Annotated in this window: 25 protein-coding genes and 1 tRNA gene; 6 read left to right on the top strand and 20 right to left on the bottom strand. The window is 44.2% G+C overall.

The window, feature by feature from the left end:
• The first annotated feature begins 52 nt into the window (after window positions 1-52).
• Genes CLHUN_RS11640 through CLHUN_RS11630 form a run of 3 tightly spaced genes read left to right on the top strand, consistent with a single transcriptional unit; the run spans window position 53 to window position 3565 of the window.
• Complete coding sequence (locus tag CLHUN_RS11640) at window positions 53-1063, top strand: glycoside hydrolase family 130 protein (RefSeq protein WP_080064765.1); 1011 nt, start codon at window positions 53-55, stop codon at window positions 1061-1063.
• Window positions 1044-2345, top strand: coding sequence for an AGE family epimerase/isomerase (locus CLHUN_RS11635; protein WP_242656505.1), 1302 nt, complete (start codon window positions 1044-1046; stop codon window positions 2343-2345). The genes CLHUN_RS11640 and CLHUN_RS11635 overlap by 20 nt, the downstream gene beginning before the upstream one ends.
• Window positions 2346-2356: 11 nt before the next feature.
• On the top strand, window positions 2357-3565 hold the full coding sequence (locus CLHUN_RS11630; RefSeq protein ID WP_080064764.1) for a glycoside hydrolase family 130 protein: 1209 nt from the start codon (window positions 2357-2359) through the stop codon (window positions 3563-3565).
• Here CLHUN_RS11630 and CLHUN_RS11625 read toward each other — a convergent pair.
• Complete coding sequence (locus CLHUN_RS11625; protein ID WP_080064763.1) at window positions 3539-4546, bottom strand: CobW family GTP-binding protein; 1008 nt, start codon at window positions 4544-4546, stop codon at window positions 3539-3541. The two genes, CLHUN_RS11630 and CLHUN_RS11625, sit on opposite strands and share 27 nt — an antisense overlap.
• A gap of 179 nt (window positions 4547-4725) precedes the next feature.
• On the opposite strand from CLHUN_RS11625, the gene CLHUN_RS11620 reads away from it, so the two are divergent.
• Entirely contained in the window at window positions 4726-5142 is a 417-nt protein-coding gene (locus CLHUN_RS11620; RefSeq protein WP_080064762.1) for a Fur family transcriptional regulator, read from the top strand.
• Here CLHUN_RS11620 and CLHUN_RS11615 read toward each other — a convergent pair.
• The 3 genes from CLHUN_RS11615 to CLHUN_RS11605 all read right to left on the bottom strand — a co-directional run bounded on the left by CLHUN_RS11615 (window position 5132) and on the right by CLHUN_RS11605 (window position 7912).
• Window positions 5132-5701 (bottom strand): GNAT family N-acetyltransferase, encoded by a 570-nt coding sequence (locus CLHUN_RS11615; RefSeq protein ID WP_080064761.1) that lies wholly within the window; start codon window positions 5699-5701, stop codon window positions 5132-5134. The genes CLHUN_RS11620 and CLHUN_RS11615 overlap by 11 nt on opposite strands.
• A gap of 109 nt (window positions 5702-5810) precedes the next feature.
• Window positions 5811-7316 (bottom strand): hypothetical protein, encoded by a 1506-nt coding sequence (locus CLHUN_RS11610; RefSeq protein WP_080064760.1) that lies wholly within the window; start codon window positions 7314-7316, stop codon window positions 5811-5813.
• 128 nt (window positions 7317-7444) lie between these two features.
• Window positions 7445-7912 (bottom strand): phage holin family protein, encoded by a 468-nt coding sequence (locus CLHUN_RS11605; RefSeq protein WP_080064759.1) that lies wholly within the window; start codon window positions 7910-7912, stop codon window positions 7445-7447.
• 583 nt (window positions 7913-8495) lie between these two features.
• Between CLHUN_RS11605 and CLHUN_RS11600 the strand changes: the two genes are divergently transcribed.
• On the top strand, window positions 8496-9422 hold the full coding sequence (locus CLHUN_RS11600; protein WP_080064758.1) for a DUF2935 domain-containing protein: 927 nt from the start codon (window positions 8496-8498) through the stop codon (window positions 9420-9422).
• A 119-nt stretch (window positions 9423-9541) separates the two neighbouring features.
• Here the strand turns inward: CLHUN_RS11600 and CLHUN_RS11595 are convergent.
• From CLHUN_RS11595 to CLHUN_RS11575, 5 genes are all read right to left on the bottom strand, one after another.
• Window positions 9542-9617: transfer RNA gene (locus tag CLHUN_RS11595), tRNA-Met, on the bottom strand.
• A gap of 211 nt (window positions 9618-9828) precedes the next feature.
• A complete protein-coding gene (locus CLHUN_RS11590) occupies window positions 9829-11007 on the bottom strand; it encodes a MalY/PatB family protein (RefSeq protein WP_080064757.1) in 1179 nt (392 codons plus the stop codon).
• Window positions 11008-11105: 98 nt separating this feature from the next.
• Complete coding sequence (locus CLHUN_RS11585) at window positions 11106-11372, bottom strand: hypothetical protein (RefSeq protein WP_080064756.1); 267 nt, start codon at window positions 11370-11372, stop codon at window positions 11106-11108.
• A gap of 148 nt (window positions 11373-11520) precedes the next feature.
• Window positions 11521-11988, bottom strand: a complete 468-nt coding sequence (locus tag CLHUN_RS11580; protein WP_080064755.1) for a phage holin family protein — start codon at window positions 11986-11988, stop codon at window positions 11521-11523.
• Window positions 11981-12676, bottom strand: coding sequence for a peptidoglycan recognition protein family protein (locus CLHUN_RS11575; RefSeq protein ID WP_080064754.1), 696 nt, complete (start codon window positions 12674-12676; stop codon window positions 11981-11983). Before CLHUN_RS11575 ends, CLHUN_RS11580 begins: the two co-directional genes overlap by 8 nt.
• Window positions 12677-12903: 227 nt before the next feature.
• On the opposite strand from CLHUN_RS11575, the gene CLHUN_RS11570 reads away from it, so the two are divergent.
• Window positions 12904-13080, top strand: coding sequence for an aspartyl-phosphate phosphatase Spo0E family protein (locus CLHUN_RS11570; RefSeq protein ID WP_080064753.1), 177 nt, complete (start codon window positions 12904-12906; stop codon window positions 13078-13080).
• 81 nt (window positions 13081-13161) lie between these two features.
• Here CLHUN_RS11570 and CLHUN_RS11565 read toward each other — a convergent pair whose 3' ends face one another.
• From CLHUN_RS11565 to CLHUN_RS11510, 11 genes are all read right to left on the bottom strand, one after another.
• Window positions 13162-15606 carry a LamG-like jellyroll fold domain-containing protein gene (locus CLHUN_RS11565; protein WP_080064752.1) on the bottom strand — a complete coding sequence of 815 codons (2445 nt, stop codon included), beginning with the start codon at window positions 15604-15606 and terminating at the stop codon, window positions 13162-13164.
• Between the two features lie 295 nt (window positions 15607-15901).
• A complete protein-coding gene (locus CLHUN_RS11560; RefSeq protein ID WP_080064751.1) occupies window positions 15902-18382 on the bottom strand; it encodes a hypothetical protein in 2481 nt (826 codons plus the stop codon).
• Between the two features lie 3 nt (window positions 18383-18385).
• A complete protein-coding gene (locus CLHUN_RS11555; RefSeq protein WP_242656504.1) occupies window positions 18386-18940 on the bottom strand; it encodes a putative phage tail protein in 555 nt (184 codons plus the stop codon).
• Entirely contained in the window at window positions 18924-19979 is a 1056-nt protein-coding gene (locus CLHUN_RS11550; protein WP_080064749.1) for a baseplate J/gp47 family protein, read from the bottom strand. The genes CLHUN_RS11555 and CLHUN_RS11550 overlap by 17 nt, the downstream gene beginning before the upstream one ends.
• Window positions 19979-20380: a DUF2634 domain-containing protein gene (locus tag CLHUN_RS11545; RefSeq protein WP_080064748.1), complete on the bottom strand. Its 402-nt coding sequence runs from the start codon at window positions 20378-20380 to the stop codon at window positions 19979-19981. The genes CLHUN_RS11550 and CLHUN_RS11545 overlap by 1 nt, the downstream gene beginning before the upstream one ends.
• A complete protein-coding gene (locus tag CLHUN_RS11540; RefSeq protein WP_340148334.1) occupies window positions 20377-20721 on the bottom strand; it encodes a DUF2577 domain-containing protein in 345 nt (114 codons plus the stop codon). The genes CLHUN_RS11545 and CLHUN_RS11540 overlap by 4 nt, the downstream gene beginning before the upstream one ends.
• A gap of 1 nt (window position 20722) precedes the next feature.
• Window positions 20723-21685, bottom strand: coding sequence for an XkdQ/YqbQ family protein (locus CLHUN_RS11535; RefSeq protein WP_080064746.1), 963 nt, complete (start codon window positions 21683-21685; stop codon window positions 20723-20725).
• Window positions 21678-22382: a LysM peptidoglycan-binding domain-containing protein gene (locus tag CLHUN_RS11530; RefSeq protein WP_080064745.1), complete on the bottom strand. Its 705-nt coding sequence runs from the start codon at window positions 22380-22382 to the stop codon at window positions 21678-21680. Before CLHUN_RS11530 ends, CLHUN_RS11535 begins: the two co-directional genes overlap by 8 nt.
• Window positions 22382-24328 (bottom strand): tape measure protein, encoded by a 1947-nt coding sequence (locus tag CLHUN_RS11525; RefSeq protein ID WP_080064744.1) that lies wholly within the window; start codon window positions 24326-24328, stop codon window positions 22382-22384. Before CLHUN_RS11525 ends, CLHUN_RS11530 begins: the two co-directional genes overlap by 1 nt.
• A 276-nt stretch (window positions 24329-24604) precedes the next feature.
• Window positions 24605-25036: a phage tail assembly chaperone gene (locus CLHUN_RS11515; protein ID WP_080064743.1), complete on the bottom strand. Its 432-nt coding sequence runs from the start codon at window positions 25034-25036 to the stop codon at window positions 24605-24607.
• A gap of 16 nt (window positions 25037-25052) precedes the next feature.
• Complete coding sequence (locus tag CLHUN_RS11510; RefSeq protein WP_080064742.1) at window positions 25053-25523, bottom strand: phage tail tube protein; 471 nt, start codon at window positions 25521-25523, stop codon at window positions 25053-25055.
• Window positions 25524-25538: the final 15 nt, after the last annotated feature.

Here is a 25538-nt window from a genome sequence, read left to right as displayed (position 1 = left end):
TATTTAAGCCCATGATATTTTGTAATATTACAGCAATAGGGAGACCTGAATAATGAAAATTATAGGAAAAGCGTTAAAAAACATCCCCTGGGAGGATAAACCCCACGGTTTCAGCGGAATTGTATGGAGACATTCCGGAAATCCGATTATCGGCTGGAATCCGACTCCCAGCACCGCCAGGGTATATAACAGTTCGGTAATACCTTGGGGTGATGGTTTTGCAGGCGTTTTCAGAGCCGACCACAAGGATGGCAAAGCCCGGATTCACATTGGCTTCAGCCAGGATGCCATAAATTGGAAAATTGAAGATGACCCGATACATTGGCTTGATCAGTCCGGAAAACCCTATGAGCCCAATTATTCATATGACCCGAGACTTGTTGAAGTGGAGGGGATATACTACATAATATGGTGCACGGATTTCGGGGGAGCTGCACTGGGTTTAGGGATGACCAGGGATTTCAGGACCTTTATACGGCTGGAGAACCCGTTTATTCCATTTAACCGGAACGGTGTCCTATTTCCCAGAAGAATAAACGGCAAGTTTCTCCTGCTCAGCAGACCAAGCGACAGCGGACATACCCCCTTTGGAGACATCTTTCTCAGCGAAAGTCCCGACCTGGTACACTGGGGCAGACACAGAAGAATAATGCAGAAAGGCGGCTCGGGCTGGTGGCAAAGTGTAAAGATCGGGGCCGGCGCAGTTCCCATAGAGACCTCCGAAGGGTGGCTGCTTTTTTATCATGGTGTTTCAGGCACCTGCAACGGCTTTGTCTACAGCTTCGGGGCAGCCATACTTGACATAGACAATCCCTCCCGGGTTTTATACCGCACCCGGGATTATCTGCTGACCCCGGAAAAACCCTACGAAACCTCGGGCTTTGTCCCCAATGTGGTCTTTCCCTGTGCAGCTTTGTCGGATGCGGCTACCGGAAGAATTGCAATATATTATGGCGCTGCAGACACTTACTCAGCACTGGCATACACATGTGCAGAGGATTTAATCAGCTATATCAAAGCCAATTCGGAGTTATTGGCAGGAGATGCTGAAGAATATAGATAGTATTGACCCGATTATTTTAGCTTATATTCTTTTGGACTGGAGGCTGATGATTGCTATGGCTCTGGAAATTAAAAACCTGTTAAATTCTATGCGCTCAGAGTTGACAAACAATATTCTCAAATTTTGGCTGGAGCATTCTTTGGATTTTGACAACGGAGGCTTTTATGGATACATTTCAAATGATCTGATTGTCGATACAAGCCACAATAAGGCATCTGTCCTTAATTTCAGGATACTTTGGACATATGCTGCCGCCTACCGGCACTATGGCGATGAGAAATATCTCATGATGGCTGAAAGAGCCTATAACTACACAGTGAGAAACTTTATCGACCAAAAGTACTCAGGAGTTTACTGGATGCTGGATTTCAAGGGTAATCCGGTGGATACCAAAAAGCAAACCTACTCTATAGCTTTTGCAATATATGCCCTGTCGGAATTTTACAGGGCAACAGGAAAAAAGGAAAGCCTCCAGCATGCCATCGAGCTGTACCACGCACTGGAGACCCACAGCCGTGATCCTGTAAACAAGGGCTATCTGGAGGCTTTTGCAAAGGACTGGTCTCCTATCAGCAATACCCGGTTGAGCTACAGTGATATGAATGCACCAAAATCAATGAATACACATCTCCATGTCCTGGAGGCATACACAAACCTGTACAGGGTGTGGAAGAGCGAAAAACTTGCCGGCAGCCTCAGGGAGCTCATAGATATTACTATTGACCATATAATCGACCCGCTTACCTTTCAGTTCAGGCTTTATTTCGACAATTACTGGATTCCTCTTTCAAAGGCCGTTTCATATGGTCACGATATAGAAGGCAGTTGGCTGTTATATGAGGCTGCGGAAGTGCTTGGAAACGAGGCGCTTCTGGTCAAGGTAAGAGTAACCTCAGTGCTTATGGCAAAAAAGGTGTTTTCGGACGGTATTGATAAAATAAACGGCGGGCTTTTTTATGAAAGAAAGAATGGAATCCTGAAGGACTTCAAGGAATGGTGGGCACAGGCGGAAGCCGTAGTGGGCTTCACAAATGCCTATCAATTGTCGGGGTTGGTTTCCTTTCTTCGAGAGGCCTGTAATGTATGGAGCTTTATCAGCTCCCACTTAATTGACGGCAGGCATGGTGAATGGTTCTGGGGAACAACCGCAGACGGCTCCAGGGTAATCCATACGGAAAAGGTCGGCCCCTGGAAATGTCCTTATCACAACAGCCGCATGTGTTTTGAAATGTTGGAAAGGTTATCAAAAATCGCAGCAGATAATGAAGCTTTATTTGCATAGGAGGAATTATAATGCTCTTCGATGAGAGATTGAAATATCTGGTTCAGCAGCACAACTGCCTGGTTAAAAGAAAAAATAACAGACTGGAAGGCGGCAATGGTATTTTTGACAGGTATCAATATCCCGTAATCACAAGTGAACACACCCCCCTTTTCTGGAGGTATGATCTGGACAGGAACGCAAACCCGTATCTTATGGAGCGCCTCGGTGTAAACTGCGCCTTCAACCCCGGAGCCCTTGAATTGGATGGTAAAGTTCACCTGGTGGTACGGGTGGAGGGAAATGACAGAAAGTCATTTTTTGCAGTTGCAGAAAGTGAAAACGGAATAGACGGCTTTAAATTCCGGGATTATCCCGTAGTCATGCCCGAAACTGAACAGCCTGATGTAAACATATATGACATGAGGCTGGTAAAGCATGAAGACGGCTGGATATACGGCCTTTTCTGCACCGAAAGAAAAGATCCCGCCGCACCCTTTGGAGATACTTCAAGTGCTGTTGCGGCATGCGGAATTGCAAGAACAAAGGACCTGAAAAGCTGGGAGCGCCTGCCCGACCTGAAGACCACCTCTGCCCAGCAGCGCAACGTGGTGCTCCATCCTGAGTTTATAAACGGAAAATATGCTCTATATACCAGACCCCAGGATGGCTTTATCGAAACGGGAGAAGGCGGAGGAATTGGTTTTGGCTATACTGACTCCATGGAAAATGCATATATCGGGGAAGAAATCCTTATGGAATGCAAGGAGTATCACACAATCAAGGAAGTCAAGAACGGCCAGGGCCCGGCTCCAATAAAGACAGCCGCAGGCTGGCTTCACATTGCCCATGGTGTACGCAACACTGCTGCCGGACTGCGCTATGTGGTTTACGCCTTTTTGTCGGAGCTGAGCAGGCCGGAACAGGTTATAAAGCGTCCGGGAGGCTATTTGATAGCACCCGTGGGGGAAGAACGTCTTGGAGATGTATCCAACGTAATATTCTGCAACGGTGCAGTTGCCAGACGCAGCGGAGAAATCTTGATTTATTACGCCTCCTCCGACACCCGCTGCCACGTGGCTGCCACCACAGTGGACAAAATGCTGGATTACGTGATGAATACTCCGGAGGACCCTCTCAGGAGCTATGCCTGTGTACAGCAGAGGATGGCGCTGATTTCAAAAAATCTTGAACTTATCAGGACCGGGAAGGTTTCACTGAACATTGAAAAGCCTGGATAACCGGGACGTGTCAAGCCTTTCTCCCATAACGCTTATTCTTCCTGTATTATCCGGAGCAATCGGCCCGACCTCCATCTCTCCGGGTACATAGTCAAAGTGCAGCCAGCTTTCCCTCTTTGCAGGCAATATTCCCTTTGCCCTTAATATCCTGCCATAATTGTCATTCGCCACCAGGCGCAATATATTTTCAATGTCTGCCCTGCTGAAGTTCCTGGGAGTTTCCACCCCCCAGCTTTCAAATACAGGCTGGAACTGGACCTCCGGCAAGGTATTACAGCTGCAGCCGGAGTCATAATTCTGGTGGGCTATGGCTTGCCTTTCGTTCAGGTCAGGGTTGTAGCATTTTATCTTTAATCTGATGCGGCTTTGCGCAAGGCCTTCTGCCGCCCCTTCCGCCGTTGTAACCATCTGCCTTCCTAAAAACCTGTTCCAAGGAGTAGTAACAATATCCGCCCTCAGATTTTTACTTCGGATATCCCTTACCAAATCGGCCAGCCTGTGCTGGTCCACAAATTGCGTGCGGCTCAGTACTATGGTTTTAGCGTTTATTATCTGCTCCTTATAAAGTTCCCCGAAGCCGTCTGAATACATTTTATATTTGACAGCATCTACAACTGTGGCACATATGTTGATTCCGCCGTCCATTTTCCGGGCTATCTGCCGGCAGGCTTCCAGAACCGCGGAAAGCCTGTCAATACCGGAAGTCTCGATTATCACCCTGTCGGGAGCATTTTTTGCCAGGGCCTCCTTTAATGCCGAGGAAAGATTCCCGTAAGGAGAACAGCATGCACCTCCTACAGCAACTCCCTTTATATCTATTCCCGGGCATTTAAGAATTGCGGCGTCTATACTTATGTCACCAAATTCATTTTGAATTACTGCCAGTCTTTCACGGTGCAGCTGTTCCTTAATGATCTTTTTAACAAAGGTGGTTTTTCCTGCCCCGGGAAAACCTGCAACAATATCTATTTTTACAGCCATTTTCTGCCCCCGTATTACTTATATAGTAAGATAATATTCCGGAAAATCAGAATACATGCTGATAAAATACTGCACCTGCCTCCTTAAATTGTTGATTGACATATAAAAATCGAAGTGATATATATTAACATATGAAGATTGCTCTGCTTCAGCCATTTACAATTGAAAGGAATGTCTCCATGAGAGAAGATATCTTGAAAGCTTCAGATCTGAAAACAACAAAGAACCGTCTTGCCATACTGAATATCCTGGACGCTTCTTCTGGTCCCATGACGGCAGAGGAAGTTTATTCCATAGTTGCAAAGGAGGTTCAAATGAGCCTTTCTACTGCCTATCGTACGCTGGGAACGCTGTCTGACAAGGGTATACTTTTAAAGAATCTGAGCCAGGACGGAAAAACATATTACCAGTTCAACAATCATCAGCACAAGCATCAGCTTGTGTGCACCATGTGCAGTGAAACCATATCCATTGATGATTGTCCTCTGACATGTATGGAAGAGACCTTGATACGCCGGACCGGCTTTATCATAACAGGGCATAGCCTGGAGTTCCTTGGGATATGTCCAAAGTGTACCGGAGGTATCAAAGAGTAGCTTGCTGCCTTCGGGCCAGCCATTCCTCCCGGAGAATCCCATAGTACTTTTCATCATCCCAGCTTCCGCCTTTATACCTTACTTTTCTCAGCTCCCCTTCCTTTGTCATTCCAAGTTTTTTCATTATGTTCTCTGATTTCAGGTTGTTGGCATTACATCTGGCACAAACTTTGTGGAGCTTCAGGCTTTCAAAGCCAAAATCCGTCATGGCCCCGGCAAACTCTGTGGCATATCCTTTTCCCCAGAACTCCTGCATCAGAAAGTACCCTATTTCTCCGCAGCCGCCGTTTTCATTGTGAGAATGCAGTTGAATATCCGCAAAGCCCGCAAAACGGCCATTTCCCCTGGAAAAAGCCGCAAACGCGTAAGAGTTGTTTTTGTTGGGCATATGTCCGACGCTAAGAAAATCTTCAAAGAAAGCCAGCATTTTTTCCCGGCTGAGAATTTCATCAATCCAGGCATATCTCATTATTTCCTTATCAGAAAAAACAGCATAAAACAGGTCAAAGTCTGCTTTCTCAAAAAGTCTGTAGTTAACACGCTGTGTAGCCAGTTCCATATTGCGCACCTCCGGAATATTTCATAAAGCAGTTTACTATTCATAAATCAGGTGTTTATTCTTAATTATTATATATCCAAAACCTGCAAAATAGAATTAATATCGTCCTTCAGGGATAAATACACAATATACCGGCTTCTCTGGGTTTTACGGTATCCATCTTCATCTCTGCCCCGTCCAAGGCTACCGCATATGCATGCAAACCATCGGTGAGTCCCTGTACCTGTACTTCATATGAAGCCGGCACCGGAGCAATGGCGAAATAAACCGAGCTACTGGCAGGTACGGCGGAACTTTGCACATAATACCTGGTTTTTGGGCTGACCGTAAGATCAAATATAAGCACATCAGCAACCTTTGAAGGCACCCTGCCATTGTTAAAAAGCCACACCTGTACAGTATCGGTTTCAGAACGGGCTTCTACAGGTCCGGAGGTGACAGCCTCAATATTTATGCCCTCTGCTGCCGCTGATGTAGCCGATGTTCCTGCTGTGGTGGCTGCCACACTGGCTACGGTGCTTGATACCGCTGCCGATGTAGCTGCCGCACCTGCCACAGTTTCCGCCGCGCCAGCCACTGTGCCGGAGACTGCTGCCGATGTGGCTGCTGCACCCGCCGCCGTTCCGGCTATCCCGGCTATGGTGTCCGATATGGAGGCTGCGGTTCCGGCTGCTCCGGCCGCAATGTCCCCTGCCAATCCAGCAGTTTCTGCCCCGGCTGCTGCCAGGCCGGCCGCTTCTGCCGCTATATCTCCTGCCACTCCCGCAGTTGCAGCTCCTGCCGCTGCCAGGCCGGCCGCTTCTGCCGCTATATCTCCTGCCACTCCCACAGTTGCAGCTCCTGCCGCTGCCACTCCCGCTGCTTCTGCTGCCACGTCCACCAACGCTCCGGTAGTAACTGCGCTTGCCGCAGCAATTCCGGCTCCTTCTGCTGCAATATCTGCTGCCGCTCCGGCGGTTGCTGCACCTGCTGCTGCCGTATTCGCCAATGCGGAGGATGTAAGGGCTATGCCACCTGCTGTCCCGGCAGTACCCGCTGCCACGGTCGCCAAGCCGCTGGCTGTTTGTGCAACCGAACCTGCTGTCTGCGTGGAACTGGCTGCAATTTTGGCCAGTCCGGAGGTGATATCCGACATGGTTCCCGCAGCATCCACCGCCTTTTTTACAGCTCCCAGGGCAGTTTCCCCCAGCCCCACTATCGCCCTCTCCAGAAGGTCGGAAATTGACTTTATGTTTTTAAGGTCATCGTTCAGCTCCGACTTCTTGAGTTTATTCCCAATTGCCTTTAGGCCGTGTTCTCTGTTTAAGAGCAGGCAATATATTCTTATCAATAATTCCTTGTCACTGGCACAGGCAAAATTACAATCCTCTTCATCAAATCTGCCGCATATTTCTGCACAGCCAGGTTTGCATTTGTTGCATTTGCTGCAATTCTTCCTCTGATAGCAATCCTCACAATCGTAAACCCTCTCCTCCACCGGCAGATAATCGCCAGTCCCGCCCGTATCAGCGCCCACACTGTTCTCAGGTGCGATTTCGTCTATTTCAGAAGGTTGAGTTTTTGCTGCTTTTGACTTATAACCGGCTGATTTGCGGAGATATCTCTTTCTTCTCATATTTCTGCCCCTGAGCCCCATACATTATAGTTATAAAATATGCCGAAAAAATTCATATGGCTACAAAAACAATGTGCTGCATAAAGGCCTTGATTTGCAAGCCCTAAGCGCTCCTCCCCAGGGAAGATTTATTTCCTTTGTGTTATCTTGTCCCCTGCTGCATCAACAGTGCCCTTAATCAAAGCAATAGCTTTTTTCAAGAATCCCGGTACAGGTGCACCCATCTTGCCTGCATTCTCTATAATGCTGCCCAGCTCCGTCAGTATGTACCACACTAATATTATGGGGCAAAGCAATACGGTATATGTAAATGGTGGGGATATACCGGGTATGTTGTTGAGTACCCCGCCTATTACCCTATCCAGGACAGCAGCCACCAGGACAACAACTATACAACCCGCCTTATGCCATATACCTTCTCTGCTTATTTTTGAACTCCATTCACCGTTTTTGGCGGCTGCAGCCGAGCCTGTTATCCAATCCCCCGCCAGGCAGGCCCCAAAAACTGCAACAAGCCAGCCAAACCATCCAACTTCAAAAGATAAACCGACAAACGGTGCTGCAATGGCTTCTTTTATAGCATTAATAATTCCCATATTATTCCCTCCATAACTTTCCGCTATTTTAAATTAACTCGTTGTGCTAGTTAAAAATGTGGTAAACAGGCAAGAGCTGCTTGGCTGCTGCTCATTTCTTTAAAGTCGTCCTGGCGTGAGCAAACTTGTCTCTTCAAGACTTTATTAACTAGCACTGCAGGTTAAATTATCAAGGCAGGGATGGAACAACCGCCTCTTCGGCCAAAATGACAGATGTTCTGGCCTTGTATTCTCTTTCCTGCCCGGACAAAATAGCACTGTTGATTAGTACTGTTGATTAGCATTATCATTCTATTGTTACTATTTTATAGAACAATTTGTTCATTTACAATAATATCACACTCTGATCCGATAATAAACATTTTTTGATTTATCCGCATTGTGCCTTTTTATCTGTAGATATTTCAATACTCATTTCTGAATAAAAAAGTTCGGTCTTAATTGTTTTCCTGCATTCTTTAATCCATAATAATTTCTCATTCCAAAATGGAAAGAGTAATCATATAAGAATGAGAGAACCGGATGTAACAGTTTATGTAAACAAACATACAATTATAATATAAAGTTTTTTGGAGGTTGAACTATGCTTTCAAGTATGGAGTTTATAAAACAATCCCTGGGCTTACATTTATTTTTTGCAAGGATTATGAAGGAACACTCATTATTTCTTGAGGCGGGTTTTACACCAAGGGACACCATTTTTACCCAGCAGGCAGATGCTTTTCGCAAACAATTTGATATGCTTTTGGGAGAGGTAATTTCCCTTTCAAATGGCATTGTAAATCCTGAGGTGCTTCAGTCTGGTGAAGTAACAACCCCCTATACCCTAAAAGCAGAAGCAGCTACTTCTTATTTTACAGGAGTACAGATACCCACTGAACTTACGCAGGCAGAGGCTGAATTGATGAGTGGAGGTTCAATAGCGCTCAGCCCCATGCTTGAGAAAAGGGTATATGCGCTTAATCAAAATGCAATGCGTTTAATTGCTGCCTTAATACAGTTTAAGACAAATATTTTATCTGAGGTTTTATCCTGCAAAATGTTTACGGTCAATTATCCCTTGCTGATCACCCACATCACGCGTGAAGCAAAACTATACCTGCTAACGGTCCGGAAACTTCAAAGCAAAGAGGAATTAAATACAGAGCGGGAGGCATACGAACAGGAATTATTTTGGAATAGGCAAATGGCAGAGCATGCAAAATTCATACGTGGCTTACTTGACCCATCAGAAAACGATTTAATCAATAAAGCTAATGATTTTGGAAATGAATTTGACCGGCTGACTATAGAAGCAAAAGCTGCAATGGATACGGCTGTACCACCGTTGGCAAAAGTTACAGATAACAGTTTTAAGGCAACTCTGGAACTACAAAATTTCAAGACCCAAGGTACGCAGGGAATACTTGAATGTAAAGTCAGGTCTATCATTATTCCACTATTAGGTGACCATGTGTTACGTGAAGCTAACCATTACTTACGATTATTGAAAATGTTTAATCCTGATTAAATTTATTGATAGTGAAACAGTTAAAATGTTTAAATTGTAAATTTGTGTGATATTATCCCAAATGTGCCCGAAATAAAACTAAAGGCTCTCAGGAATCTACCTGAAAGCCTTTATATTCATGGTTGCGGGAGCTGGACTTGAACCAACGACCTTCGGGTTATGAGCCCGACGAGCTACCAACTGCTCCATCCCGCGATGTATAAATGTAATAATATTATATGCTGCAGCACTGAATTTATTCATTCCCGCTGACAACTATTATAATTTAACATAAATCATTTATAATTGCAATACCTTTTTTTAAATGTATTTTTCATTTAATTTTACTTATCCTATCTTTTGTGTATCCTGATCCTTAAGTGAAATCCCCCTTATGCTTGTGGAACTTTTATACTTGTATACCCTTTTACGCTTCCAGGGCATCTACAGCCTCTTTAAGCTGCTGCAGCGCCTTTTGGACTATTGCCCTTGGGCACGCAACATTCATCCTCATATAGCCTTCTGCATTTTTCCCGAAATAGGTTCCGGCACTCATGGCAATCCCTGCCTTATTGACCATGAAATCCGTCAGTTGTCTGCCAGTCATGCCAAGCTGCCTGCAGTCAAGCCATATAAGATATGTTCCTTCCGGACGCACAGGTTTGATTTGGGGTATGAAACTGCTGAAATAATCCATTACCAGATTCACATTCCCTTCAATATAAGTTATTAGCTGCTCCAACCACTCCTCTCCATGCTCAAAGGCCGCCTGAGTGCACACCAGACTGAAACAGTTGCTGCATTCAATATGCAGCCTGCCCCATGCCCTGTCAAAGATATTTTTGGTCTCAATATCCGGGAAGACCGTAATGGAATTCTGCAGTCCTGCAAGGTTAAAGGTCTTGGTAGCCGATATGCAGGTAATTGTCAGCTTTCTGATTTCCTCTGAAACAGCAGCAAAGGGTATGTGCCTGTTTCCCCATAAAACCAGATCGGAATGTATTTCATCGGAAATAACCCTGACACCGTATCTGATACATATATCCCCCAGGGTTTCCAGCTCTTTTTTTGTCCAGACCCTTCCCACCGGATTATGCGGGCTGCACAATATCATATACCTGGCTCCCTGCCGGGCTTTTTCCTCTATATCCTCAAAATCCATATAAAAGCATCCGTCCGATTCCAACAAAGGACTCTCCAGCAGCTCTCTTCCCGCATCTCTGACAGCATTATAAAACGGTCTGTACACAGGTGTCTGTATGATAATCCTGTCCTCCGGCTCAGTCAGTTCACTTATAAGCATACAAATTGAAGGAACTACTCCCAGGCTCACACTCATAAGTTTTTCATCCATATCCCAATTTTTACGCCTCTTTTGAAAGGAGCAAACAGTACTGTAATACTTTTCAGGCCTGACTGTGTACCCGAATATACCGTTTTCCGTACGTTCCCTTACTGCATCCAATATGGGCTGTGCAGCTTTGAAGTCCATATCCGCAACCCATAAAGGTATCGCCTCCGGATTGCCGTATAGTTTCTCCAGCCCGGTATATTTTTCCGCTCCGGTTCTGCTCCTGTCAACTATTTCATCAAAATCATATTTCATATGCTTGCACCGCCCTCTCATACCGTACTAATATTTTACTATACTATTGTCCGGCAGGCAATTTTGATGAGGCGGTATGCAAATCCGGATATTCCTGATTACACCTTGAAATCCATACCGTCAATCAGACCCTCAACATAGAGTGCCTTGTAAACCAGTTCGGAAATATCGTTATTCAACTTATCATATTTGTTCAGCAGTTGTAATTTATCATTCTGCAAATTGTCAGCCAATAGCTTTCTTGTCTCAATGAGCGTATTCTGAATATCTATATAAATGTCCTTAAGACATTCCTTATTGCATATACTGGATATCCTGCCGCAAACCAACTCATCTATTGCCATTCTGCCTTCCTGATTGCCCATTAATTACTACCTCCTCGATAAGTACAGATTTGAACTCGAACAAAAATCGAACATATGTTCTTATTTAAGTATAATACTCTCGATAGAGTTTTACAATCCTTTTATTTATAAATTGAGTCCCAATCTTACCGTATTGCCTGAAGAAGCTCTACTTCATATGGGTAAGCTTGTCTCCGGCAGAAGCTACCGTTCCTCTGAACAGTGCCAATGCCTGTTTGATAAAACCCGGCACCGGAGCCCCCATTTTTCCCGCATTTTCAATTATGCTGCCCAGCTCCGTCAATATATACCAGGTCATTGCCAGGGGACAGAGCAACACGGAATAATTGAACGGGAAATTGATGCTGGGCAGGTTGTTTATAATAATTCCTATAATAAAGTCAAAAATAACAGTAACAAGCACCGCTACTATGCAGCCCATCTTATGCCAAAGGCCTTCCCTTGCTATTCTGGATTCCCAGTTTCCGCATTTGAAGGCGGCCAGAAAGCCGGTAAGACAGTCGCCGGTCATGCTTATTATAAAAATCACCACCAGCCAGCCAAACCACCCGAAACATGCCGACAAGGCCGTAAATACGGCTACAATTGCTGCTTTAGCAGCATTAATATTATCCATATAGCTTTCCTCCATAACTTTTTGCTATTTTTATAATCAAGGCTTCAAAGCTGGGATCAATCCCCCTCTTTCTCAGCCAGAAATCATATGAAGTTCCGGCTTTTTCAGCAACTGTTTTCAGTGCCTCCTCAAAAGCCTTCAGTTTTTCAATTTCCGCTTTAACTGCCGGAATAAAATTGCTCTCAGCCTTTTCCTTCGTGTTTCCTCCAAAGTACCCGGTGCCCGGACAGGACTTGTTCTTTACCCAGCAGTGGTATGGCAGCGTTTCTGCAGAGGGTGTGATGTCAAACCGCCTGCACAACAACGCATTGAGCAGTATGATGCTTTCCCTTTGCTCATCTGTCATAATATCCACATCGAAATTTCCTACATTTTCGATGGTTATGGAATTCAGGTTCTGATTTCCGTAGAATCCTCCCCCATCCTTTGTCAGCGGCCTTCCGGTGCAGATGCTCCCGTCGGGGAAGGTGCTGAAATGCTGTGCTATCTCACTCATTTTAAGGGTTTTTACATGGTAGTCCTCCATACCTTTCATAAGCTGAAAGTTGTTGTTTTTTACATCCTTGTAGGAGGGCGCAGCCGTGTGGTGCTGCTGGATGCAACTGAATTTTTTTACGTTTTTAAGGCAGGTGATATAGCTTTTCAGCTCCTGCCTGTCCATCAAAAGGAATTTACCGTCCTGTTTCATACCTGCTGTATCTCCTTAATATTTATTTTTATTCCTTTTCCATCCTTATGTCCTATATATCCTTATATCTTTTATGCCTGTATGTTTATGCAGTTAATGAAAAAGAAAGGGGGGTGCTGCCCGGAATAGTGCCGGCTACCTCCGCCCATGCCAAACGACTCCCGGCTATTGCTTCCATGAATATTTTTACTGAAGTTTCAGCAAAATAACCTTAGGAGGATAACCCTATGTCAGAACTTAATAATTTAATGAATGATATTGAAAAACTGAGAAAGAAGCTGCATGACTTGATTAATGAAAAAAATGTAGACCTGGCTGATCCTGAAATCATAACGGCAAGCCAGATGCTGAATGCTGCCATAACCAAGTATACTGAGATTATAAGCAATAAAACCGGAAGGTGAAAGTCTTTAAATATATTTTATCTGTAGTGCTCTGGTTTTAAAAAACAAAAGGAAACTACCATTATGGTAAGTTCCTTTGTTTTATAAATTCCAGCCCTTTGATTTTCTGCTTACATATCCAATGTACCTTTTTACTGCTGTTCCATACGTTTTCAGTACTCCATTACCTAACGCAACCAACTGATTTTCAGAAGTGGCCTTGTCGATTGCCGGTATTAATTGCTGGTTGGTATTTACAGTAAACACACCTCTGAATTTAACTGAGCTTGCTTGGTTATCCTGCCATATAGCTAATGATTCAGCGAAATTTTTGTAATTGTCACATAAGGCGGGTATTCCTATATTTACAGCCCCATTTGTAATAGCTATAGTCGAAACTGCTCCCCATGAACTTCCGTTCCATATAATTTTATTTAAATAGTAATAATACGTATCCGTTGTTTCTGCTTTTCGCCAAATGACTGTTAAATTACCGCTATCATCAGAAGCTATAGAACCATCAGTTTGGGCCACTGAATTACCACTTGTTAATTTTAGCATAGTGCTCCATGTAGCTCCACCATCTGATGATTCACTGTATCTCATGTTACTTTTATTTGTGTCTGTAGCATCCTTACCGCTCCATACAACACTAATCCTGCCATCACTTGTAATTGTTGCTGATGGATAAGATTGGACATACGCGCCGCCATTATAAACATATTTAGACCCAGACCAAGCAGTACCGTTATAATAATTAACAAATATACAATAACTTGGTGTATTTGAATCCAAATCCTGATATATTATAACTGGATTGTTATTTTTAATAATTATACAAGGATTGGTTACATTTCTATAGCTGCCTACGTTAATATTAGTTATCTGCGTTGGGGTAGCCCAAGTTGTGCCATCCGTGGAGTTTGAATATCGTATGTTAAAACTATTTGGATACGAACTATTTTTTGAGCACCATGCCGCGTGCAATATTCCTGTAGAATCAACTGCAATATACCCTCCTGACCCCACAGCAGTTTGTGTTTCAATAGATACATAGGGAACTTCCGTGTTTGCAGTTGTTGCGGCATCAAAAATCAGACAGGATATACCGTTAATTCCCGTACGCACAGTATGTAATGCAAATATTTTAGTGCCATATGAACAAACCGATATCTCAGGAGATGCAGAGGAGGCTGTATTCTTATAGCACAACTGTTGATACGATGTCCCGTTATCTTTAGACACAAAAAATCTGAATTGCTGTGCTGTGGAATCGTATACTGTTGCAACAATCCACCCATTACTAAGCACCTGCGGTCTTGCATTAGCTGACGTTGTATAGGGTGAGCCAGCTACAATAACCGGATCAGAATGGTCTATTGGTATATTTGCAGCAGAATCTAAAACTAGCTGAGCATCTTCATTACTGTAAACATAAGAGTCTTTCATCACCTGTGATAACAGTGTCAATTCTGGATTATGAGCATATTCATTTACAGGAGGAGTAAAGTCTAAACTCCATCTGGCAGTGCCGGATATCCTGAACTCATCTATCATTCCGGTAAAATACTGTGAAGCTGAAGAACCTGTCGCACCAATATAAGCACTGCTTGTGTTTGATATTAGTGCAGATGAGGTTGTTATTGTACCCACCAGCTTTCCATTCAAGTAAACCCTGATAGAATTTCCCTGCCTGACCACTGCATAATGATACATGGTATTTGCACTGATAGGTGTTACTATTTCCGACGTGATATTGTTATCGCTTGTATATCCGTAGCACCTTATATTACCAAGATGTATATAAATTGTTAGCATCGTATTTTGTTCAGGAGCTCTTTTTGTAAATATAACCCCATCCTGCTGGTTGATATTTGGAGTACGAAAATAAAAATCGATTGTAAAATTATTACTCCCGAAATCAATATCTGCACTGTTTGGAATAGTCACATAACCATTCCCGTTAAAAACAGCACCTTCTCCAAAAGCGCCGGAGCCAAAGGTTACATTTGTGCCTGATATCAGCTTGGGCGTCAAGGATGAATCTGTCACATTACCATTAAAATGCAGTATTAGCTTTGTGTCGGTATCTATTCCACCTGTTCCGGTATACTTGCCAAAGAATCCCAAATTCCCGCCCCCTCTAGGGCGTAAGGTAAAAAAAACAGTGTTATCCACCACCTCCCAATAGCCTTTGTCCAGTGATGTCAGTGAATTTCCCTCTATATCCTTGAGTGGAAGCGAGGTTGCACCCGAGTCCAGGCTTATGGTTATCACTCCCCCGCTTAAGTCCTCAGCCAGTTTGAAGTACAGCCTCTTTGAAAGAGATTGTCGGGCTATATGAATCTGTGTACCCGAAACCGTAGCTGTTTGGTACTCCGCGTCTGCCATACGGGCATCAAGCGCTCCCTCTACATCTTCAATACCGGTTTCCAGCTCCTTCAGCTTCCGGTCTATGATTTCCATATTCTCATTCTGGACTTCTATATCATAAAAATCCTCAGGAGAAGGTTTTGTTAAGCTGTAATTGTCTGTAATTGTAGACAATATTAAAACACCTCATTTCTTTTTTGTTTATGTTATGTGCTGTCAGTCGGCATCGTGTATTGCTAAAACCAAGAAAAAGCTTCATGACTCTGCTAAATAAAAAATACTGAACTGAACCAGCCACTTTATATGTGTGAACAGGTCTGTGAAACTGGCTTTTAAAATATATTCATAAACCTGCCCAAGACTTAGGAATGATTTTTATATGCTTTTTCAATTACATTTATTGTAGCATTATGCGGTCAACAACCAGTTTCGACTATTAGCCTGCTGACACCGCTTAAATCAGTTACCATCATGACCACCCCTTCGATTTTCTACTTACAAAGCCATTATACCTCTTTAGTGAATTACCTAACGTCTTTAAAGTTCCCATGCCCATAGCCATTATTTGGTTCCCAAAAACAGCATTATTTATTGATGGTATTATCTGTTGTGTAGAACTTATATCAAAAATACCTGTGAGCTTCACAGCATTTGACACATTATCTTGGTAAACACAAAGTGGTTCTGTAAAATTGTTACAGTTATCACAGAATGACGGAGAAGCTACCCTCCCACTGGAGTTGCTTGTAATTGCTGTAACGGAAGACCATGAGCTAGAAGAATTGGTATATACTACTTTATATATCTTACTCCAAGTACTTCCGGAGTCTAAGTAATGATGCCAATTCACCCATAAGTTGTTATTTAAATCCCCTACTATTGTAGGAGTATAATTACTATACCCCGCGGATGTATCAAATGTTAATTTTAAACCTGTTGACCAACTCACCCCCCCGTTGGTTGATTTACTGTAAAAAATATTAAATGTACCGCTGGAGGAAGAATCAACACCATACCACACAACATGAATAGCACCATCGCTTGTCACAGTTGCAGATGAACTATATTGGCCAAAACTTCCCCCATTATACAGGATATTAGAGCCGTAGTCAGTTCCCACCCAAGAGCTGCCGTTGTAGTAGGATATCATTATGCAATTAGCACTGCCAGAATAAGTCTGATTATAAATTATTATTGGGTTATTAGCTTTCATAACAAGTACTGGATACTGTCTATCATATCCAGATGTATTTACATTTGTTATTTGTGTAGGGGTAGCCCATAAGTAGCCACCATCTATAGATTTGCTATACCTGATATTAAAACTATTTGCATAAGTAGCATTTTTGCTACACCACGTTGCCTGCAGTGTTAATGTAGAATCCATTACTAAATAGCATCCGGCTCCAATAGTATTTTGTTCCTCAATATCTCTTTTCATGGAGTATATATTGGTGTTAGTTTGTGTTGAAGCATCAATAGTCCACAAACATATTGTGCCTTTTGAACCACTGCTGCTAAACCTCCATGCTAACACATATATGGAGTTGCCCGATGAGGCAAAACCAATACTTACAGAGGAGCCAACTGATAAAGCACCTGATGAATTAACAGTACCGTTACTTATAGTACATAAAGTTTCCCAATCCACCCCTCCATTTTTTGAAACTCTTATAATTATAGTTTTATTTGTCTCATCCATGACGGGGACAACAATCCACCCATTAACAAGTACTTGGGGTCTGGCAGAACCTGAAGTTAAAAATGAAGAGCTAGCTATGGAGGTTGGGGTAGAAAAGTCAACTGACATACTTTGAGCAGAGTCTAATGTAAGCTGCACATTTTCATTGCTATGTATATAAGACCCTTGTGTAACCCTATTTACCAAGGTTATAGGGTTCTCCACCTCAAAATCAAGTACATAGTTTATATAGTCTAAATCCCAGATACTTGTGGTACTGTCATTGTACGCCCCAAATGATATATAATTCTGGGAGCCGGCATAACTCACACTATTGTAAGATATTGTGGAGCCCGCCTGAACATCATTGATGAATACTTTTAAACCAGACCCGCTACTAAGTTCTATGCTTCCTACGAAATAACTACTGAACACGAACCCACTGGCTAATGTAATGTAGCCAGAGCCATCATAATATATTATATCTCCTGAACTTCTAAAAGCTACAAGGCATACCCTAACGCCATCATTAATATATACTCTGAAACCAGCCCCATTTGTGCTTCCACTGCTCACCTTCACTCTGAAAGTTACCTTTTTAGTTTTAGAGGGTACAACTAGTCCTGATGAGGATGTATAAGATATATTATTACCATTTGTATTACCACTGTTACAACTTAATATTCCCCCAGCTACAGATTCAGTTGGGCTTCCACTTGTTGTTTTTGTCCATGCAGGAGCAGAATTTTGTGGTAAGGCTATTGCGTCATATTTTAAATCCCAATCGGTATTACCTATATATTTAGCAAAAAAACCTACATCTCCTGAACTGCCACTACGCATAAAAAAATTGCTACCTACCCTCACTAATGCCAGGGGTTTGTTTGCCTTGATATCTCCTGCTGCGACTGCCGAACCATCCTGTTTCAGTATGGTTAAGGCCCCAAGCCCATTAATGTTAAGAGAAGGGGTTGTCCCACAATCAATATGCGGCAGAATTGTAAATTGCTGACCGTCAATATACACTGTTGGAGCGGGGGTAAGAGTTAAAATATATGCAGTCAATGTCCCTCCCGTAACTCCAAAGCCTGCATTGCGCACATAATCCCCCATATGCACCCCAAGCTGTGTCTGTACTTCGTCCACCCCTGTTTCCAGCTCCTTCAGCTTCCCGTCTATGACCTCCATGTTCTCATTCTGCACTTCAATATCATAGAAATCCTCCGGTGAAGGTTTGGTTAAATTGTAATTGTTTGTACTTGTAGCCATGAATTAAAACACCTCGTTTCTCAATTGTTCGTGTGAATAGGTTGAAAGTTCCGCATGAGTATGGCCCGCCAGCTTTGAATGACTGCTGTAGAGCAGGCTTAAATCAATAACCATATTTGCAGGCACGATTCTCCTCAGCAGGCTGCCCACCTCTTCAAACTTTGCTTTTGCGGCCATAGCCACTCTGACGGCCAGGGTATATTCCCCGTTCCTGATTTCTACCAGATAGCCGTCCTCTCCGCATAAGGCTGCCAGTTGCTGTTCCAGTATCCTCCGGGTATAGGGCAGCTTCTCATTGAGTCTGGCCAGTATCCTGAACCTTCTTATATCCAGGGTGTCAGAGCCCTTGGGCAGAAGTCCCAATATAGCTTCCCAGCGTTTGACCCCGGGTTCTCCCGAGTCATTTACAAACTGGTTTTTCAAAAGCTCCTCATATACGTCCCAGGCGTAAAGAAGTTCAGGATTTTCAGCCTCTGCCAGCGCTCCGAACTCCCTGAACTCCTTTAAAAAGTCAGGCAGATAATTTATGGTATTTATTTCTCTATCCAACCATATCACCCCTTACAGGAATTGCATCCTTGTCCAACACCAAATTCTGCTCGGCACCATTGAGCCTGGTACCCGAAATGTCCAAAACCCCGGGAACATTCAGCAGTCTGGTTTCAATCTGGCTTATGCGCACTATGAGGTTCTGACTGTCCGCCCAATTCCTGCTGAGCTCCAGAAAGTACTCATCAATGACCGCTTCCGCATAATTTTTCACATCCTGCCAGGCCCAGCCCTGCTGATAGCTGATAACAGTTTCGATATCAACCTGCTGCCGTTCCACACTGGCAACAGTCACACTATGCCCAATCGGAGCCAATCCAACCCCATTCCCCTGGTTCCCCAAAGGGTCAATTCTGGACTGGACCTCCAGTATAAGCTCCTCCGAGGGCTTTCCAAACTGTGAATCTATGAGCACCAGCTTGACGGTGCCCCCTCCGTTCCAGACAGGATAAACCTTCAGACCCCCCACTCCCTGTATTTCATTCACCTTTTGCCTGTAGTCGGTAACATTCCCTCCAAAAGCCTGTGAATCCAGAGTTGAAAAATACCTGGCTCTGAGCTGCTCTGTATCCTCCTCGTCCTCACCGGGAATCAATATTTCAGTCAGCTCTGCGCTGCTCAGACCATCTATATAATCCACCGGCAGCAAGGTGCCGAAATTGCGGTTTCCCTCCGCTCCGGGAGTTTCACAAACAAGTTTGTACTGAAAACCGGTTAGCTGCTCAGTTACAGCATAATTCAGATTCCCCAGGGAAAACCTTGCTCCTATGGGAACATTCACATTAAATTCACCTCTGAGCACTGCCTTTGAAGCTGCTCTGGGCACTACTCCCCGTTCAGCCGCCCTGCGGATAAGATAAGCTCTGGATGCAGTGTCGGCAAATGCCTCATTCATAATCACATCAGCTTCAATATATATCTGCGCCAGCTCTGCCGCCGCAGGTGCAAGTGCGTCAAATATCACAGAGCCTTCGCGCTTGTCAATGGTATTTGGAATGCGGTCCAGCATTCTCTGTAAAAGCACTTCATAGGTTAAATTCTCATACATCAAAGCCTCACCTCCTTTTCAACGGCAATGCCGCCCTCTGTTGTGACTGCCGTAAATGCTGCCGTAACCCTTCCCTTATCTGCAGAAAATGAGAAGTCAACCACCTCCGTAATCCTGTCATCCCGTAGAAGAGCCTCGGTTATTTTTCTTTCCAGTTGGGAATAAACATAGGGCACAGGCTGCCCAACCAGCTCCACCAGCTCTGCACCGTAGTTCCAGCTATATATCACACTGTCATACCTCTCAGTATTGAGAATCTTATATATAGCCTGCCGGATTGCCTCACTGCCGTCCAGCATTCCCCATATCCTCTTTTCCTCCAGGTGCATCCTGTAGGTCCCGGAAGGTTGCCTGACATATTCAAGGTCAGGCTGCAAATCCTCATAAACAAACGGAATCATATATTCACCACCTTATCCAATACAACAAAATTTTGTCCTCCCTGCATTTGAAGCATGATTACAGAATCCCCCACCACCAATCCATTATGAACCAGGAACTTCTTTCTTCCCTCATATGTATGCCGGTGAGAGTCGCTCTCTCCTGTAAAATGGGAAACCGTCATGTCCAGCTCATAATCTCTCACATTGCTGGTAAGCACAAGCTGCTCCTCATTCAGAACAAGCCTTTGCTCAACACTGATTTTCAGTGGTGAAACCCCTGTAACCTCTCCAAACACCAGGGACACAGGTTTTGATGCATTGACCGCCCCTATGGCTGCAAGCTTGATTAGTTCGAGCATATCAGGCAATAGTGCCACCTCCTCTTAATGTCATATCCATAAAGTGCTCATTGACTTTAAAGGTGTGCTTGACTGATTCAACCAGCATGTAATTCTTGAGATTGATATCTCCAAGGTCCAGCTCCACACCAACACTGCTTCCACCCCGGACACGGATGTCTCCCAGGGCTCCTGAAACTGAAAGATTCCGGGTTTTTTGATTGTACAGTGAAAGCAGGGCATCTGCCTTGGCTTTACCATTTGTCTTCTCATTTATGGTTTCGAAGTATTGAAGCACTCCCCAATCTCCCATTCTTTTGCTGTCTTCTGCAATGTAGATGTCCCTTTTGCCGGCTTTTTCATTGTTATATGCCAGCTTTATCCGGTTATAGGTTTCTCCGTCTATGGAGGAGGTATAATCAAAATCCTGTATCGTGCTTTTATTAATGAACACTTGCAGGCTCATGGACTCTATATCCTTAAGCGTTAATTTTCCATAATCGTCATAAAGCACATAGAGCTTCTTTTTATTTTGCAGGGTCAAATCCAAGGCGGTTTGAATTATGTCAAACAGGGTTTTGTTATCTTCAAGCCTGCGTTCAATGACATAGCCGGTATTTTCTATAACACCGGTTTTCAGCCGGAAATCCCCGGCTATCTGTTTCACCAGCTCACCGGCTGTCAGTTTCTTATAATTATAGGTATCCTTATTCTTAAGATATCTCAATTGATCGTAGGCTGTGACCTTGATAGTCCCGTCAGAGTTGCGCTTTTTAGTGAAGACGAAACCCAGGAACAGATTTACACCGTCCACTGAAAAGCTGACCCTGTTGCCCTCCTGGAAGCTCAGAACTCCGTCCTTGACCACTGTAAATTCCAGCTTGCCGGGTACCCCCTTTCTGGCTGTTTCCCAGGTGACACCCTCCAGCACCCTTGGCTCGTAAAGCTTACTGCCGTTTTGGATGGTCATTTTAAGTTCAGCCAAGTTTGATCACCTGCCCCTCCCTTATAAAGTTGGGATTGCTGATACCGTTTAATTTTGCAATCTGAGGGTATTTTGAACCGTCTCCCAAATACTTTTTGCATATGCCCCAGAGGGTATCCCCTCTTTTAACGGTGTAGGTCAAAGGACGTAAATCCTTATTGTTTACAGGTTTATCCTCCTCAGCGAGCTGGGCTGGGCGTTTGTCCCTGTCCGGGCCGGGTTTCAGGCCATAGGGGGCATATTGCTTAAGTCTCACAGGTACTAAGATATCAAGGCCGTTTGAGGCATCCTCTATGACGCTGTATTCCTCCAGGGTTACATCCATATCAGCTTTTGTTTCATAAAGCTTGTCTCCATCGGGAGTATACCTTTCTATTTTGAAAGGAAATGGAGTTGTGCGTTTTTTCAGACTCTCAAACAGTCCAAGGTATTCCCGGGCTTCAATAAACCTTTTCAACCTGTTTGAACCGGAAGCCGCCATAAGCTCCCATTCACTGCTGCCATACACGGCGAAGGGATAGCTGACCTGGGGAATGAGCAGCTCAAAGCTGAATTCCGTCAGGCCGGGAGGCTTTATTATGTTTATCTCTCTCCCGTTCATAAGATTCAGGGTGCTGTTCTGATTTTTTACTTTCATCTCTATTTTTGAAGGAACCACCGGCATCAGTATTTCATTCATATACAATAAATACGCCATTAGCCCTGCACCCCCTCTGCGGCAACCGACATGGTTTCATAAATCCTTTGCTCCATATATGAAACAACTCCGTCCAAATCCAGCGCGGAGTTTACGTTATTGGTAATGCCCCCCATTTCAACACTGATTTCAGCAGTAGTAAACCTGTTGATAGCATCCCGTTCAGCTATATCACGCATATATACCAGGTTCTCCTCGGATATGGCCATTGAGTCCTTCATTGCCCCGGTATTGGCGGCGGTAGACGCCAGATTGGCACTGTCTTTTCCGTCCTCGGGTTTATAAGGGTCTACAGGGGATTTGAGTTTATCGGTTAAGTCAGTGAGCTTTCCGGGATCAAATATACCGGCAACGCTCTTCTGAAGCTTGTCCCCGGTAGAATATCCCGCCTTATAGGCCTCATCAAGATCTTTCATTTCCAAGCGCTTGATGACCTTGTAATCCTCCGGCTTTTCTCCAAGCCAGTCCTGCATGCCGTTCTGGAGCTTTTCTATGCCGCCTGCCATATTTGATCCAAATACCATGTCTATGGCAGAGGCTATGGTTTTCACATAATCAAGTATATTTGTAAAAAGATTAACAAAGAGCCTTTTCACGGAATATACAGGATTTGTAAATACATTTGCAAAGAACTCCACAAAAGCGGCTATATTGTTCCACAATCTGGCAAACATGTTGTAAATGTTCGCTCCCATCATGGCAAAATAACCCATGATAACTCCTGTAGCCGAAATACTGGTACCCGCAAAGTGGTTGATTGCCGCCACCACTGCGTAAAACAGGACTATCAAGGCAATTATTCCAAGTATTATCCAGGTTATTGGGCAGGCAAACAGGGCTCCGTTCAGCGCCATCTGAGCTGCGGTGGCAGTGCCTGTTGCAAGTGCCATTAATAAGGTTGCAGCAGCTTTTATTCCCTCTGCTATTCCCACTGCCACAGTTACAGCCTTTGAAATCAGCATGGCCACTGCAAAGGCGGCAATTGCTCCTACTATTCCCCATATTACAGGGGCAATCAATCCCCAGTTGGCGGAGACAAACGAGGCAATCTGGGTAACAAGATTGAATACATTATTTAAAAAGTTGCCTAGAATGCCTATTCCGTTAATAATACCTGTCACCATGGCCTGTCCGTCTTCGCTGCGCAGGAAGTTGACCACCTTCTCCATAACAGGCGACAGGGCATTCCAGGCTGTGTCGCTTATTCTGCTCCAGATGCTTTGAAAGGTCACGGGCATTTGTCCAAATCTTTCATTTATTTTATCTGCCGCATTAAGCATGGAGTTTTTCAATACGTCGGCAGATACACCCTGTGACATCAAAGCCTCCGGGGACTGTCCGGTATAACCCGACAGGGCCTGTACCAGTCCGGGAGCCTGCTGCATAACGGAAATCAGGTCTTCTCCCTCAAGCCTTCCTGCTGCCATTGCATTTGTAACCGTTTCAATTCCCGCAGCGGCCTTTTCCTGGCTCACTCCTGCAAAGGCCTTATTCATCAGCTCTGTAAAGCTAATTATTTCATCATTTCCCTTAAAATTTGCTTTTGGTGCCGCCGCCAGCTTTGTAAAGGCAGTCAGCGTATTGTCATACCCACCGCCGGAATTCTGTGATGCGGCAAACAGCTTCTGACGGAGCATTTCAGCGTTATCGCCCCCCGGCTGTGCAGCAGAGGTGAGCGCCGCCTTCTGGTATGCAAATTTATCAGACAGCTCCATGCCCGCCTTGACCTTTCCTCCAATCCCCCTGGCAAACTCCATGACCTTATCGCCCACTGCTGCCATCTTTTTAAATTTGTCAATTACAGTCTCCGTTTTTTCGGAAACCTTGTTGAGTTCAACTTGCAGCTGCATTACACTGGTTGTCACAATGTTTATGGATTTGTTCATTGAACTGAACATACTAGCTGAACTGCCTGTTATCTTTAAGGCATTTTCTATTGTAGCCATTATTAATCACCAGCCTTTATATGAAAGGGAGTGGGCTCATCCAGAGCAGCACTCCCCCGCTACTTGCCTTTTACCTTATATTTTTGTTTATTGTTTTTTATCTCTTGCCTTTGGCTTTGCTCCTCTTCATTTCTTTCCTGTCCCCTTCGATTTTCAACTGGATGGCTGCCGTAATAAAAGCCCTTTCTTCTCGGGGAAGGCTCAGAAACCGGCCAGGTAATATATGAAATTTATGAAGGCAATAATATGCTATGTTGGAATCACTATCGCCTTCGTTTATGAGTTTTTTGCTTCATCTACCAGCTCTTCCATAGAAACATCGAAACCATTGATTTCCTGTATTTTGGCAATAAAATCCGCATATTCTCCCGGCTTGAGCATGGCTTTGAGCAGGGAATCCGCACCCATGCAGCCGTAGCTGTTCTGAAGCTCGGCATTGTTCAGGTTGGGATAAACCGTACACTTGGCTGCAAGCCTTCCCAGGTACAGGTTATAATCGGTTTCAGGCGTAAACTGGTTTTTCTTGCCCGGGACCTGCACCTTCCGGGTGCAGGCCTTTCTGATAGCTTCATCCTCTTCCGAGGTAATACTGCTGATCTCCCATTCTACAGGGATTCCTTCCTCATTGCAGAATCTTTTTGAGGCAACGAACCTTATTGTCTCATTTTGAAAAGCATTCTGCTTTAAAAAAGCGCTCAGGTTATTCATATTTGGTCTCCTTAACTTATATTTTCATACCGGGGAGCTGGCTGAAGGACTCTCTGATTTCAAAATCCTCAAAGGTGAAATCCATATCCTCATCCAAATATTCCGCATCCGCATCAAATTTCGTCAGAATACCTCCATCAACATTGCAGTCCTTAAGAAGTACAGTCTGCCTTCCAACTCCCGATCCGGCATCCTCATTGGTGACCAGGATATCAAAATATAAATCCTGTCCTGTTTTTTTGTAGTTTGCCAGCATTTCTCTGAATATGGAGGTATTGTAATGGAAGGTCGCAGAGCCTGTACCCTTCCAGCCTGTGGACTTGTTCCCCTTGCCGGTCCTTCCCAGTATGGGTACTTCGCTCTTTGTCTTTTCAACACTTGCTTCCAGATTTATTGCCTGCATGAAATTGTACCTGTCATCACCGATAAATATATAGCACTCAGCCATGGACGCACTTATAGCGTCTTTTGCATTCATTGTCTGCATAGTTTCTCCACTCCT

Origin of the sequence: Ruminiclostridium hungatei (genome assembly GCF_002051585.1) — a bacterium.
GTDB lineage: Bacteria > Bacillota > Clostridia > Acetivibrionales > DSM-1351 > Ruminiclostridium > Ruminiclostridium hungatei.
This window is presented reverse-complemented; position numbering and strand designations above follow the sequence as displayed.

What these genes read in the sequence shown, in the direction of transcription:
- CLHUN_RS11610 (WP_080064760.1), bottom strand. Translation starts at nt 7,316, where the DNA reads ATGAGAAGAAAGAGATATCTCCGCAAATCAGCCGGTTATAAGTCAAAA.
- CLHUN_RS11605 (WP_080064759.1), bottom strand. Translation starts at nt 7,912, where the DNA reads ATGGGAATTATTAATGCTATAAAAGAAGCCATTGCAGCACCGTTTGTC.
- CLHUN_RS11515 (WP_080064743.1), bottom strand. Translation starts at nt 25,036, where the DNA reads ATGAATAACCTGAGCGCTTTTTTAAAGCAGAATGCTTTTCAAAATGAG.
- CLHUN_RS11630 (WP_080064764.1), top strand. Translation starts at nt 2,357, where the DNA reads ATGCTCTTCGATGAGAGATTGAAATATCTGGTTCAGCAGCACAACTGC.
- CLHUN_RS11600 (WP_080064758.1), top strand. Translation starts at nt 8,496, where the DNA reads ATGCTTTCAAGTATGGAGTTTATAAAACAATCCCTGGGCTTACATTTA.
- CLHUN_RS11550 (WP_080064749.1), bottom strand. Translation starts at nt 19,979, where the DNA reads ATGTATGAGAATTTAACCTATGAAGTGCTTTTACAGAGAATGCTGGAC.
- CLHUN_RS11560 (WP_080064751.1), bottom strand. Translation starts at nt 18,382, where the DNA reads ATGGCTACAAGTACAAACAATTACAATTTAACCAAACCTTCACCGGAG.
- CLHUN_RS11530 (WP_080064745.1), bottom strand. Translation starts at nt 22,382, where the DNA reads ATGGCGTATTTATTGTATATGAATGAAATACTGATGCCGGTGGTTCCT.
- CLHUN_RS11525 (WP_080064744.1), bottom strand. Translation starts at nt 24,328, where the DNA reads ATGGCTACAATAGAAAATGCCTTAAAGATAACAGGCAGTTCAGCTAGT.
- CLHUN_RS11635 (WP_242656505.1), top strand. Translation starts at nt 1,044, where the DNA reads ATGCTGAAGAATATAGATAGTATTGACCCGATTATTTTAGCTTATATT.
- CLHUN_RS11585 (WP_080064756.1), bottom strand. Translation starts at nt 11,372, where the DNA reads ATGGGCAATCAGGAAGGCAGAATGGCAATAGATGAGTTGGTTTGCGGC.
- CLHUN_RS11615 (WP_080064761.1), bottom strand. Translation starts at nt 5,701, where the DNA reads ATGGAACTGGCTACACAGCGTGTTAACTACAGACTTTTTGAGAAAGCA.
- CLHUN_RS11545 (WP_080064748.1), bottom strand. Translation starts at nt 20,380, where the DNA reads ATGATTCCGTTTGTTTATGAGGATTTGCAGCCTGACCTTGAATATGTC.
- CLHUN_RS11625 (WP_080064763.1), bottom strand. Translation starts at nt 4,546, where the DNA reads ATGGCTGTAAAAATAGATATTGTTGCAGGTTTTCCCGGGGCAGGAAAA.
- CLHUN_RS11640 (WP_080064765.1), top strand. Translation starts at nt 53, where the DNA reads ATGAAAATTATAGGAAAAGCGTTAAAAAACATCCCCTGGGAGGATAAA.
- CLHUN_RS11570 (WP_080064753.1), top strand. Translation starts at nt 12,904, where the DNA reads ATGTCAGAACTTAATAATTTAATGAATGATATTGAAAAACTGAGAAAG.
- CLHUN_RS11575 (WP_080064754.1), bottom strand. Translation starts at nt 12,676, where the DNA reads ATGAAACAGGACGGTAAATTCCTTTTGATGGACAGGCAGGAGCTGAAA.
- CLHUN_RS11540 (WP_340148334.1), bottom strand. Translation starts at nt 20,721, where the DNA reads ATGCTCGAACTAATCAAGCTTGCAGCCATAGGGGCGGTCAATGCATCA.
- CLHUN_RS11620 (WP_080064762.1), top strand. Translation starts at nt 4,726, where the DNA reads ATGAGAGAAGATATCTTGAAAGCTTCAGATCTGAAAACAACAAAGAAC.
- CLHUN_RS11510 (WP_080064742.1), bottom strand. Translation starts at nt 25,523, where the DNA reads ATGCAGACAATGAATGCAAAAGACGCTATAAGTGCGTCCATGGCTGAG.
- CLHUN_RS11590 (WP_080064757.1), bottom strand. Translation starts at nt 11,007, where the DNA reads ATGAAATATGATTTTGATGAAATAGTTGACAGGAGCAGAACCGGAGCG.
- CLHUN_RS11580 (WP_080064755.1), bottom strand. Translation starts at nt 11,988, where the DNA reads ATGGATAATATTAATGCTGCTAAAGCAGCAATTGTAGCCGTATTTACG.